At 70.0% G+C, this 11998-nt stretch carries 11 protein-coding genes; 4 read left to right on the top strand and 7 right to left on the bottom strand.

All coding sequences use genetic code 11. The annotated features are described in order from the left end of the window. Positions 1-40 precede the first annotated feature (40 nt). The 4 genes from LNW73_RS18805 to LNW73_RS18790 are packed head-to-tail and all read right to left on the bottom strand — an operon-like array spanning position 41 to position 3878. Positions 41-1726 (bottom strand): N,N-dimethylformamidase beta subunit family domain-containing protein, encoded by a 1686-nt coding sequence (locus LNW73_RS18805; RefSeq protein WP_250990697.1) that lies wholly within the window; start codon positions 1724-1726, stop codon positions 41-43. 24 nt (positions 1727-1750) lie between these two features. Next, positions 1751-2695 (bottom strand): glycosyltransferase family 2 protein, encoded by a 945-nt coding sequence (locus LNW73_RS18800; protein ID WP_250990696.1) that lies wholly within the window; start codon positions 2693-2695, stop codon positions 1751-1753. Beyond that, complete coding sequence (locus tag LNW73_RS18795) at positions 2692-3429, bottom strand: glycosyltransferase family 2 protein (protein WP_250976376.1); 738 nt, start codon at positions 3427-3429, stop codon at positions 2692-2694. Before LNW73_RS18795 ends, LNW73_RS18800 begins: the two co-directional genes overlap by 4 nt. Continuing rightward, positions 3426-3878 (bottom strand): DUF2304 domain-containing protein, encoded by a 453-nt coding sequence (locus LNW73_RS18790; RefSeq protein ID WP_250990695.1) that lies wholly within the window; start codon positions 3876-3878, stop codon positions 3426-3428. The genes LNW73_RS18795 and LNW73_RS18790 overlap by 4 nt, the downstream gene beginning before the upstream one ends. Positions 3879-4167: 289 nt before the next feature. Between LNW73_RS18790 and LNW73_RS18785 the strand changes: the two genes are divergently transcribed. Beyond that, positions 4168-5493 (top strand): hypothetical protein, encoded by a 1326-nt coding sequence (locus LNW73_RS18785; RefSeq protein ID WP_250976378.1) that lies wholly within the window; start codon positions 4168-4170, stop codon positions 5491-5493. 249 nt (positions 5494-5742) lie between these two features. Beyond that, positions 5743-7461, top strand: a complete 1719-nt coding sequence (locus LNW73_RS18780; RefSeq protein ID WP_250976379.1) for a hypothetical protein — start codon at positions 5743-5745, stop codon at positions 7459-7461. Positions 7462-7549: 88 nt separating this feature from the next. Here the strand turns inward: LNW73_RS18780 and rfbD are convergent, their stop codons facing one another. Both rfbD and rfbB read right to left on the bottom strand, forming a co-directional pair. Next, a complete protein-coding gene (rfbD, locus tag LNW73_RS18775) occupies positions 7550-8467 on the bottom strand; it encodes a dTDP-4-dehydrorhamnose reductase (protein WP_250976380.1) in 918 nt (305 codons plus the stop codon). Next, positions 8464-9450, bottom strand: coding sequence for a dTDP-glucose 4,6-dehydratase (rfbB, locus tag LNW73_RS18770; RefSeq protein WP_250976381.1), 987 nt, complete (start codon positions 9448-9450; stop codon positions 8464-8466). The genes rfbD and rfbB overlap by 4 nt, the downstream gene beginning before the upstream one ends. Positions 9451-9589: 139 nt before the next feature. On the opposite strand from rfbB, the gene rfbA reads away from it, so the two are divergent. Continuing rightward, on the top strand, positions 9590-10471 hold the full coding sequence (rfbA, locus tag LNW73_RS18765; protein WP_250976382.1) for a glucose-1-phosphate thymidylyltransferase RfbA: 882 nt from the start codon (positions 9590-9592) through the stop codon (positions 10469-10471). Then, positions 10468-11070 carry a dTDP-4-dehydrorhamnose 3,5-epimerase gene (rfbC, locus tag LNW73_RS18760; RefSeq protein ID WP_250976383.1) on the top strand — a complete coding sequence of 201 codons (603 nt, stop codon included), beginning with the start codon at positions 10468-10470 and terminating at the stop codon, positions 11068-11070. The genes rfbA and rfbC overlap by 4 nt, the downstream gene beginning before the upstream one ends. Positions 11071-11100: 30 nt before the next feature. Here rfbC and purU read toward each other — a convergent pair whose 3' ends face one another. Then, positions 11101-11964 (bottom strand): formyltetrahydrofolate deformylase, encoded by an 864-nt coding sequence (gene purU / locus LNW73_RS18755; RefSeq protein WP_250992962.1) that lies wholly within the window; start codon positions 11962-11964, stop codon positions 11101-11103. Positions 11965-11998 lie beyond the last annotated feature (34 nt).

Raw genomic sequence — 11998 nt, 5'->3', positions numbered from 1 at the left:
CGCCCGTGCCCCGGCGGTCAGGGCACGGGTGCGACGCGGGTCACATGTTGTACTTGAAACGGCCTGTCGGACGGGCGTACTTCTCGTAGTTGTCCACGGCAGGATGGGCCTTGGCCGCGGGCCCCGCCTGAAAGGCGCTGATTATGTTCTCGGCGACCTTGGTGGCGAATTTGCCGGTTTCCTTGGGCAGTTTGCCCCAGCACGGCGAAGCGTCCACGGCACACGTCCAGCCCAGGGTTCCCGCGCTGAACACTCCGGCGCCGGAAGCAGTGGTGTAGTAGGACGAATTGGCGAAGCTCTTGTCCTTGCCTTGAATGACGACCGGCGAATTCGAGAGAATCTGAATGGGCCGCGGAGTGTTTCCGTCCGAGAAGACCCGGTCGAATTCACTGCGGACGAGACCCGGATACTGCGAACCGGCGTGCGCGCCGGTGCCCTTGTACAGCCAGACGTTCGGGTCGGTGACCACATACGGGGCGAGCACGCCCGCCCATTCGTACTGGATGCCGAGGAACGAGGACTCGGGACGCGGGTTGGGCGCCTGCCGCCATTGCTGGGTGGCCTCGTCGGTGTCCGTGAGGCTCATCGGGTCCTCGGCGGCGTCCTTGTAGCAGGTGACGACGCGCTCGGCGCCCAGCGGCGAGGACTCGAACCGCACGTGGCGGTAGGCGTTGTTCGCCCCGAAGAATGCCAGGTTGACGCCCTTGTCACGCAAGGCGATGGTGTTGGTCCGCATTCCCGACGACCAGTACTCGTCATGGCTCGGAAAGATCATCCCGCGGGCGCCCTTGAAGCGGGCCGGCTCGGAATCCAGCTCCAGCGAGGTGCCGTAGGCCAGCGGGATGCCCATGCGCTCGGCGAGCGTCAGCATCGGCAGCTCGTGCCAGCCGAACAGGCCGTCGCCCGCCCCGGTGTAGGGGCGGTCGAAGCTCACCTTGCGCGCCCGGTCCCCGTAGCCCTTGATGCCGCCGTAGATGTTGGCGCCGCCCCAGGAGTTGTACGCCGCCCACGTGGCGACCGCGTTGATGAAGACGCTGCGGCCCTCGGCCGACTTCGAGCGCACCGTGAGGGGCACCCAGCGGTCGTGGCCGGCGGCGGAGACGAGCTTCAGCCGGTAGTCGCCCTCCGGCCAGCCCTGGGTGGAGACCTCCAGGGAACGCTTCCAGGGGGCGCGCGCCATATAGATCTGCGGAGTCATCTCCGCGGCGGCCTGTCGCTGGCCCCTGACACGGTCGGAGGACCAGACCAGCCGGCCCTGCTTACCGTCGTACCAACCCATCCTGTACGCCTCCACCTGGAAATCGCGCGCAGGGGTGGAGACGTACAGGCCGAATTTATCGCCCGGGTCGACACTCACCCGATCGGCATAACCTTCGATAGCGTTTTGCGGACCGGGGTTCTTCAGTTTCCAGTCGGTCGTACCCGGAAGGGCGTTTTCCTTGGCGACATTGATTCCGACATTCTTGCCGGGACCGCCCTTCTCGGGGGGCGGAGTCACCACCTGCACCGGCGGGCGCCCCGGCGTCGGCAGCGCCGTCACCGTCTCCTTGGCACTGTCCAGCAGGTTGGTGCCGTACTGAACGCATACTGCGACAACTACGCCTAGGGCGGCGACAAGGAGAGCTATCCGGCGCAGATTCATGATTTTACGATCATACAGGCGAGCAGGATCGCAGAATGTGAATTCGCCCGGCCGGGCGAAGAACGACGATAACGATTCGTTCACCGCCGCGGTGCAGCTGAGTAACAATCAGGCCGTGGGACCCCTACCGATGGAACCGAACGCGTGCCGAATCAATCCGCGGGTGCTGCCCCGGGGTCCGCGGCGGGCCGCGGCGGGCAGCAGGGTCAGCGCGTGCAGCCGTGAGGACCAGTACCGGCGCGAGGCCTTCGCGGCGCGGTTCCAGCCGTGGGCCGTCAGCCGTTCCGCGGTCTCCCGGAAGAAGCGCCGCGCCTCGTCGAAGCGGTCCCCCGAAAGGGCCTTGGCGGACGACTCGCTGACGGCATGTCTGCGGTACTGGAAGGACACGGTGTCCGTGACGACCAGTGAGGCGCCGTCGAGCAGCAGGTCGACGACGAGCGCCAGATCCTGGATGACCCCGAGGTCGGCCCGGAAGCGGAACCTGCGCATCGCTTCGGTACGCCAGCAGATGGAGGGGAAGTAGAGCCAGTTGCCACGCAGCAGGCTCACCGCCAGGTCCTCGCCGCTGAGCATGAGGGGGCGCGGGCCCTTCGGCGCGTAGAGCCGCTCCTTGGTGGTGTCCACCAAGGTCCGGGACAACCGTCCCTCGCCGTCGATGACATCGACGCCGGGCTGCACCATGGTCGCCTTCGGCTCATGGTCCAGGGCGGCGCGCACCGTCCGCAGGTAGTTCGGCAGCAGCAGGTCGTCACAGCCCATGAGGACGGTGTACTCGCCCTCCGACAGCTCCACGCACCGGTTGAAGTTACCCGTCACCCCGAGGTTCCGCTCGTTGCGGAGGTAACGGACGCGGTCGTCGGCGAGGGCGGCGAACCACTCCGGCACGCCCGCCTCCTTGCCGTCGTCGACGACGGTGAGCCGCCAGTCGTCCCCGTCCTGGGCCAGCACGCTGCGGACGGCGTCCTGCATCAGGGTGACGTCACCGTAGTACGGCATCAGGATGTCGAAGCGCGGTCCGGCGGAACCGCCGCCGGACGGATCCTGGTCGGTCATGCCGAGGCCATCGTGTGCGGGGCCTGGGTCGGCACCCGCCGGATCAGCGCGAGCAGCAGGACCAGGCCCGCGCGGGCCAGGTAGACCATGGCGCGCAGCGGCGAGTGGCTCGGCTTGCCGGTGGTGCGCGGCCGCATCGCGACCGGGACCTGCCGGACGGTGTAGCCGCAGCGGATCGCGCCGACGGTGCTCTCCACCGTGTCGCCGAGGTACTCCACCGGGTACCAGCCGGCGAAGAACTCGATCAGGTCGCGGTTGCAGGCGCGGAAGCCGGAGGTGGCGTCGGTCAGCCGGGTGCCGGCCAGCTTGGACATGACTCCGGACAGCAGCCGCATCGCCCAGCGGCGCGGGCCGCGGGCCTGGTAGTCGCCCTCGCCGCCGAAGCGGGCGCCGACGACCAGGTCGGCGTTGTCGAGCTCGCGCAGCAGGGCCGGCACATAGCTCGGGTCGTGCTGGCCGTCGGCGTCGATCTGGATCGCGACGTCGTAGTTGTACTCCAGCGCGTAGCGGTAGCCCAGCCGCATGGCGCCGCCGACGCCGAGGTTGTACGGCAGGCGGGCGACGATCGCGCCCTCCGCCGCGGCGACCTTGGCCGTGCGGTCGGTGGAACCGTCGTCCACGACGAGGATGTCCGCGTCGGGCAGTTCCTTGTTGATCTCACCCAGGGTCGTCGCCAGTCCGGCGTCCTCGTTCCACGCCGGCACGATCACCAGCACCCGTCGGCCATCGATCATGCCCGGGCCTCGCGATCATCCGTAGGGGTGGTGGGGGTGGTGCCGTCGGTGCCGGTGGTGCCGTCGGTGCCGGTGGTGCCGTCGATGACGGGCTTCACCGCGTTGGCGGGCATCGGGTCGGCGCTCTGCGCCAAGTGCGCCCGGATCAGGGCCACTTCCTCGGCCAGGGTGCGCGTCTCGGCCTCGAGACGGCTGGACTCCCAGCTCAGGTGCAGTGTGACGAGCAGCACAAGGACGAAGCCGGCGAAGAGCACCAGGCTCACACCGGAGGCGACGCCGAGCTTGTTGGCGATCGAGTCGAGCCAGGTCGGGAAGAAACCGAGCGGAGCGATGATCAGGCCGATGAGCAGCCACAGGGCCGCGTACTTCTCGCGCAGTTGCTGGCGACGCAACAGCTCGACGATGCATCCGAGCACCGCCAAGCCGGTCACCGAAGTCAGTACGGACAATTGCACGATTCAGCCGTCTTTCCGGTCGGAGTACGAGGCTGCCGCGTCATACCGACGTCGGCTGACGTCCAGGGAATGACCGGCTACCGGGCAGAGGGCGAAGAAGACGTCCCGCCAACCCTCGACTGGGTGGCGACGTCACACACGCTGCCGGACACGGCGCTCATGGTACCCCTTGGCCACAAGAGCCGAAAGCCGGGTGGACGCCCACGCCCCACGGGCTCCGGGCCGCTCGGGGCGCAGGTCCGGCGAGTACCTGTCATGCCCTCCGGGGTATTCTGGCCGCCACATGAAGTCGCCCACAGCACTCCTGCGCACGCTCCCTTCCGGGACCCTTCTCGTCGGGGCCGGGGTGGCGGCGAACGCCGGCGCCTCGTACATCTTCCTGGCCCTGGCCGGACGGACGCTCGGCCATGACGACATGGCCCAGATCTCCGTCCTGTGGTCGGTGATCGCCTTCGCGGGCATCGGGCTGTTCTTCCCCGTCGAGCAGGAGCTGACCCGGGTGGTCGCCGCGCGGACCGCCTCCGGGCTGGGCGCCGGACCCGCCATCCGGCGCGGGATACTCACGGCGACGGCGATGCTGGCCGTGGTCCTGGCGGCGCTGGCCGCGGCCTCGGGCCCGCTGGCGAACCTGCTCTTCAACGGCGACCGGGCGATGGTCGCGGTGCTGGGCGCGGCCTTCGTGGGCTGGGCCGCGCAGCACACCGCGCGCGGCATCCTCGCCGGGTACGGGAACTTCCGCTGGTACGCCGTCCAGCTGACCGCCGACGCGGCGCTGCGGGTGGGCGCCGCGGTCGCTCTGCTGGCCGCGAACGGCTCCTTCCTCGCCTTCGGCCTGGCCATGGCGCTGGCCCCGCTGCCCGCCGTGCTCCTGTGCCTGCCCGCGATGCGCCGGGCGTCCCGGCCGGGACCGGCCGCCGGCCCCGGTGAGATCCACAACGGCTTCGGCGTGCTGGTCGTCTCCACCACGCTGATGCAGGCCGTGGCCAACGCTCCGGTCGTCACCGCCAAGCTCCTCGACCCGGACAACGCCCCGCTGGTCACCGCCCTGGTCTCGGCGCTGATCCTGGTGCGGGTGCCGCAGTTCCTGGTCAGCTCGATGCAGGCGTCCCTGCTGGTGGAGCTCACCGGCCGGCACACCGCCGGCGACAAGGCCGGCTTCCTGCGCACCCTGCGCGGCAACCTGCTGATGGTGTCGGCGCTCGGCGCCGGCTGGGCGGTCGTCTGCGCGGTGATCGGCCCGGCCCTGAACGAGACGGCCTTCCACGCGCCGCCGGCCCTCAGCTCCCTGGACTTCGGTCTGCTGGGTCTCGGCGCGGTCGCCCACCTCGCGGCGATCGTGCTCAGCAGCGGCACCCTGGCCACCGGCGGCCACCGCATACTGTGCGTCGCCTGGACCATCGGGGCCCTCGCCCTCGGCATCGCCCCCCTGCTGCCCGGCGGCACGGCGCTGCAGGTCGAACTGTCCTACGCGATCGCCGCCAGTGCCGCCGCCGTCGCCCTGTTGTTCGGACTGCGCGTCGGGCTGCGCCGCTTCGACCGGCCCTTCGACCCGACGACCCGGGCACTCGTCGGGGATGCCGAGGCGATCGGCACCGTCAAGCCCGGCTGACCGGCCGGGGGCCAGTGCCCGCAGGCCCCGGGGCCCGCCCGGCGGCAAACCCCGATCGGGATTCCCGTACGATCTGGAACGCTGTCCCACCGAACCTCATCAGTACTGGTGTGCAGCACCTCACACGTGAAGACGGCGGTCAGCACGCTAGCCGCCCTACCCGTCCGGCTCCGGCGCACACACACCGACCTCGAAGACGGTCACGCCGCTGCCAGGGCGACCGACCGGATCGCTGGAGCTGACTGAGATATGACACCGACCGACGCGCCGAGGGCGCCCGGAGCAGCAGGGGTGCTCAACGCCGCCGCTGTCGCGTTCAAGCCCTGGCGCAAACGGCTGGCGATGATCGCCGCCGAGTTCGCCGTCGCGATCGGGGCCGCCCTCGCCTTCGCCCGGTGGAGCACGTCCATCGCGGTCAACCCGATGACCCGGATCGGACAGGTCAGCGGGCTGGCGGCGCTGCAGTTCCGGCTCATCGCGGTGGCACTGCCGCTGCTCGCCCTCGTGCTCTGGTCGGTCTTCCGGGCCAGTCCCCGGGTGCACCGGATCGTGCTGCGGCTGGTCTGCGCCGCCATCGCCGGACTGGCGACGGGCATGACGGCCGGCGGACAGGTCGTCGCCCTGCGCGGCACCCCCTGGCCGCTGAACGGCCAGAGCGGTGACAACGGACGGCTGGAGGCCTGGGCCACCCAGATCCAGCACAGCGGCCACATGGTCAACATCTACCCGCCGGTGCTGCCGCACCTGACCGCCTTCTGGGCCGACCACTTCGTCGACAACCACCAGACGGCGTTCGCCCTCAAGTGGATCCTGATCATCTCGATCGCGCTCACCGGTCCGGCCGCGTACCTGGCCTGGCGGATGTTCCTGCGTCCGCTGCCGGCGCTCGGCGTCGGCATGCTGGCCGGCATCCCCTCGGTCGTGGTCTACAAGCCGTACAGCCCGCTGGTGCTCGTCGTCCTCATCCCGCTGCTCGCCAAGCTCCTGCAGCTGCTGCGCAATTCACCGCGCCGGCCGTATCCGGCCGTGGCCTGGCGGGGCGCGGCCGTCGGAGCGATGCTCGGCGTCCTGTTCATCGTCTACTCCGGCTGGCACATCTGGTCCGCCCCCGGGATACTCCTCGCCATCGTCGGGCTGTTCCCCTGGCGCTCCGGGCGGGACGGCATGCTGCGGGCCGGCGCGTTCCTCGGGACCGCCCTGCTGGCGTTCCTGATCATCGGCGGCAAGTACGGCTACATGCTGCTGTCGGCCGCCGACAGCACCAAGGACCGCTTCTGCTCGACGCTGACGCTGGTCGACCCCGGCTACATCGCGATGACGCCGTTCTACACCCGCAACGGCAACCTGCCCGGCATGTGGCCGCCGCCGGGCGAACTCGGCGGCGTCGGGGTGTTCACCGCGCTGATGATGGTCGGCGTCGCGGTGGCGCTCACCGTCGGGCTGCGCCGCTCCGCCGTCATCGGCGTCGTCGCCTGCTTCGGCAGCGCCTGGGCGATCCGCTTCTTCTTCGCCTCCCACATGGAGCGCGACCAGGCGGTCCAGCTCTTCCCCCGTACCTACCAGACGCTCCTCTACTGCGGTCTCGCGCTGTTCGGTCTCGCCTGCGTCCTGACCGGCGAGCGCGTCAAGGAGCGGCTCGCCGCGATCCCCGCGCTGCAGTCGCCGGCCGCGTCCCGCAACGCGGGCCGCTACGCCGCCATCGGCGTACTGACCGCCACCGTGGTGCTCACCGGCATGGCGGCCTCCGCCCAGTCCGACCCCTTCTTCCCGGAGAACCCGAAGGGCGTCAGCACCATGGGCCGGCTCGCGTACCAGGCGCACCTGCTCGCGAAGCCCGACGGCACCTGCTCCAAGTTCGCCCCGCACGGCAAGTGCGACCCGCCGCGCAAGCTCAACCCGATCTCCCCGCCGGAGACGGACCAGCTGCTGCACGGCTGCGAGTACGCCTGGCGCAAGGGCCAGCCGTAACCCACGGAACGACGAAGGAGGGGCACCCGCCGCGGCGGGTGCCCCTCCTTCGTCGTTCCGTGGTCCTGCGTCGTGCGGCCGGCCGAACTCAGGCTCCGGCGGCGAACGTTCCCGCCGCGACCGCGGCCTTCAGCTCGTCCCGCCAGTCGGCCATCGCCGGCAGCCCGGCGGCGGACCAGCGGTCGTGGCCCAGCACGCTGTAGGCCGGACGCTTGGCCGGCCGGACGAACTTGTCGGCCGTGGTGGGGCGGATCCGCTCCGGGTCGAGGCCGGACAGCTCGAACGCGGCGCGGGCCAGCTCGTACCAGGTGGCCTGGCCGGCGGCCGTGCCGTGGTACGCGCCGGCCGGGGCGTCGCCGGCGAGCGCGGCGCGGCCCAGCTCGGTGAGCCGGACGGCCAGCGCGCGGGCCCAGGTGGGCTGGCCGAGCTGGTCGTCGACGACGTCGAGCGTCTCGTGGGTGGCCGCCAGCTTCAGCATGGTCGCCACGAAGTTGCGGCCGTGCGCGCCGTACAGCCACGCGGTGCGCACGGTGTAGCCGCTGTCGGGCAGCAGCTCGGCGACCGCGAGTTCACCGGCGAGCTTGCCGCGGCCGTAGGCGTTGACGGGCCCGGTCGGGTCGTCCTCGCGGTACGGCTCCTTGGCGTCGCCGGGGAAGACGTAGTCGGTGGAGACATGGATGAGCAGCGCGCCCGCGGCGGCGCAGGCGGCGGCCAGGTGGCGCACCCCGTCGCCGTTGACGACGGTGGCGGCGGCCTCGTCGGCCTCCGCGCCGTCGACGTCCGTCCAGGCGGCGGCGTTGACCACGATCCGGTGGCCGCGGACCGCCGCGAGCAGCGCCGCGGGGTCGGTCAGATCCAGGTCGGCCCGGGTGGCGGCGGTGACGGCCGAAGCCGGATCAGCCGCGAGGGCCGCCACGACCTCCTGGCCGAGCATCCCGCCGGCCCCGGTCACCAGCCAGCGGGTGACGCCGGCGGCCGGGTCCTCGTTCGTGCCGGCATCGCTCATGAAAGCGCCGCCTTGGCCTTGAGCGGCTCCCACCAGGCGCGGTTGTCGCGGTACCAGGCGACGGTGTCGGCGAGGCCCTGGTCGAAGCCGATCAGCGGCTCGTAGCCCAGCTCGGCGCGGGACTTGCCGATGTCCAGGGAGTAGCGCAGGTCGTGGCCCTTGCGGTCCTCGACGTACTCGACCATGTCCCAGCCGGCGCCGCAGGCTTCCAGCAGCCGGCCGGCGAGCTCCTTGTTCGTCAACTCGGTGCCGCCGCCGATGTGATAGACCTCACCGGCCTTGCCGCCCTGCAGCGCGAGCGCGATGCCCCGGCAGTGGTCGGAGACGTGCAGCCAGTCACGGATGTTGCCGCCGTCGCCGTAGAGCGGGACCTTCTTGCCGTCCAGCAGGTTCGTCACGAACAGCGGGATCATCTTCTCGGGGAAGTGATGGTGCCCGTAGTTGTTGGAGCAGCGGGTGACCACCACGTCCATCCCGTGCGTGCGGTGGTAGGCGAGCGCGATCAGGTCGGAGCCCGCCTTCGCCGCGGCGTACGGGGAGTTGGGCGCGAGCGGCCAGTCCTCGGTCCACGAGCCTTCGCTGATCGAGCCGTACACCTCGTCCGTGGACACGTGCACGAAGCGGCCGATGCCGAGCTTGTGGGCGGCGTCCAGCAGGGTCTGGGTGCCGAGCACGTTCGTGGTGACGAACGCGGCCGCGCCGGTGATCGACCGGTCGACGTGCGACTCCGCGGCGAAGTGCACCACCGCGTCATGGCCGGGCAGGACGGAGGCGACGAAGTCCGCGTCGCAGATGTCGCCGTGCGCGAACCGGTAGCCGGGCAGGTGGGCGACCGGAGCGAGGTTCTCCGGATTGCCGGCGTAGGTGAGTTTGTCCAGTACGGTGACGGAGGCGGTCTCGAGCCCCGGCATCTCCCCTGACAGGACTGCGCGGACGAACTGCGAGCCGATGAATCCGGCGCCACCGGTAACAAGAATGTTCATGAGTGCCAGAGTCCAGTCAGGCCCCTACTGGGGGGCGGCGTAAGATGGTTTGCTTCGCCGTAACTCTAGCCGTTCCCCGAGTGCAGGGGCGAAGCCGAGCAGTCATCGGCCGCCTGCCGCCGGAGAAAGTAGAAACAACATGCGTGGTATCCTCCTCGCCGGCGGGACCGGGTCCCGGCTGTGGCCGATCACCAAAGCGGTCTCCAAACAGCTGATGCCGGTCTACGACAAGCCGATGGTCTATTACCCGCTGTCGACGCTCATGATGGCGGGAATTCGCGACATACTGCTCATCACCACCGAGCAGGACCAGGAGCAGTTCCGTCGGCTCCTCGGCGACGGCTCGCAATTCGGTATCAATATCGAATACCGCTCGCAGCCGAATCCCGGTGGAATCGCCCAGGCTTTCCAGATCGGTGCGGACTTCATCGGCGGCGAGCCGGTGGCGCTCATTCTCGGTGACAACATCTTCCACGGCGCGGGCCTCGGGCGGCAATTGCAGGACCACAGCTCCCCCGACGGCGGTGTGATCTTCGCCTACCAGGTGAAGGACCCCACCGCGTACGGCGTCGTCGAGTTCGACGAGCACGGCAACGCGCTGTCGATCGAGGAGAAGCCGGAGCGGCCGAAGTCGCGCTTCGCCGTCCCCGGCCTCTACTTCTACGACGGCCAGGTCGTGGACATCACCAACAGCCTCAAGCCCAGCGCGCGCGGCGAGCTGGAGATCACCGAGGTCAACGCGACCTACCTGAAGCAGGGCAAGCTCCGCGTCTCCGTACTGGACCGCGGCACCGCCTGGCTGGACACCGGCACCTTCGACTCCCTCGTCCAGGCCTCGGAGTACGTCCGGGTCATCGAGGAGCGGCAGGGGCTGAAGCTCGGCTGCGTCGAGGAGACCGCCTGGCGGATGGGGTTCATCGACTCCGAGCAGCTGCGCAAACTGGCCGAACCGCTGCTGAAGAGCGGTTACGGCGAATACCTGGTCAACACGCTCGCCCTCGAAGAGGACCTCCCGCGATGAACATCCGACCGCTGTCCTTCCACGGCGCCTGGGAGATCACCCCGCAGCAGCACGGCGACCCGCGCGGGCTGTTCCTGGAGTGGTACCGCTTCGACCGGCTGGAGGCCGAGGTCGGGCATCCGATGCGGCTCGCGCAGGCCAACATGTCGGTGTCGTCGAAGGACGTCGTGCGCGGCATCCACTTCGCCGACGTCCCGATGGGCCAGGCCAAGTACGTGACGTGCGTACGCGGCGCGGTGCTCGACGTGGTGGTCGACCTGCGGGTCGGCTCGCCCACCTTCGGGCAGTGGGACGGCGTCCGGCTGGACGACGTGGACCGCAAGGCCCTGTACATCGCGGAGGGCATGGGCCACGGCTTCTGCGCCCTCAGCGACGACGCCACGCTCTCGTACCTCGTCTCGGACGTCTTCCGTCCCGACAAGGAGCACGGTGTGCACCCGCTCGACCCCGAGCTCGGCATCGACTGGCAGACCGGCGCGCCCCAGCTGTCCGCCCGGGACGCGGCCGCCCCCAGCTTCGCGGAGATGCGGGACGGCGGCCGGCTGCCGGACTTCGACGTCTGCCAGGCCCACTACAAGGAGCTGGGCGCCGGCGCCTGACCGGACCGGTACGGCCCGCGGCACCGCACGTCAGGCGAAGACGACCGTGCGGTGCCCGTTGATCAGGACGCGGTGCTCGCTGTGCCACTTCACGGCGCGCGCCAGCGCCTGGCACTCGACGTCCCGGCCGACCGCCACGAGCTGCTCGGGGGTGACCTCGTGCCCCACCCGCTCGACCTCCTGCTCGATGATCGGTCCTTCGTCGAGGGCCGCCGTCACGTAGTGCGCGGTCGCGCCGATCAGCTTCACCCCGCGTGCGTGCGCCTGGTGGTAGGGCTTGGCGCCCTTGAAGCTCGGCAGGAACGAGTGGTGGATGTTGATGATCCGGCCGGGCAGCCGCTTGCACAGGTCGTCGGAGATGACCTGCATGTAGCGGGCCAGCACCACCAGGTCCACGCGCTCCGCCTCGACCAGTTCCAGCAGCCGCGCCTCCGCCTGGTCCTTGGTGTCGGCGGTCACCGGGATGTGGTGGAACGGGATGCCGTAGGAGCCGGCGAGCTCCTCGAAGTCCGTGTGGTTGGAGACCACGGCCGCGATCTCGACGGGCAGCGCGCCGATCCGGGTGCGGAACAGCAGGTCGTTCAGGCAGTGCCCGAACTTGCTGACCATGAGGACGACCCGCATCTTCTCGTCCGCCGCGTGCAGCTGCCAGTCCATCTGGAAGGCGCTGCCGATCGCCGCGAAGCTCGCGCGCAGTTTGTCCTGGTCCACCGGCGGCTCGGCCGTGAAGTGCACCCGCATGAAGAACAGCCCGGTGTCCTGGTCCCCGAACTGCTGGCTGTCCACGATGTTGCAGCCGGTCATGAAGAGGTAACTCGACACGGCATGCACGATGCCCTGCTTGTCGGGACAGGACAGCGTCAGCACATATTGCGGCTCGTTCACACGGGCCAGCCTCGCACACGCGGCGGCCGGCGCGGCGCCGCCG

The organism is Streptomyces sp. RKAG337 (genome assembly GCF_023701715.1).
GTDB lineage: Bacteria > Actinomycetota > Actinomycetes > Streptomycetales > Streptomycetaceae > Actinacidiphila.
This window is presented reverse-complemented; position numbering and strand designations above follow the sequence as displayed.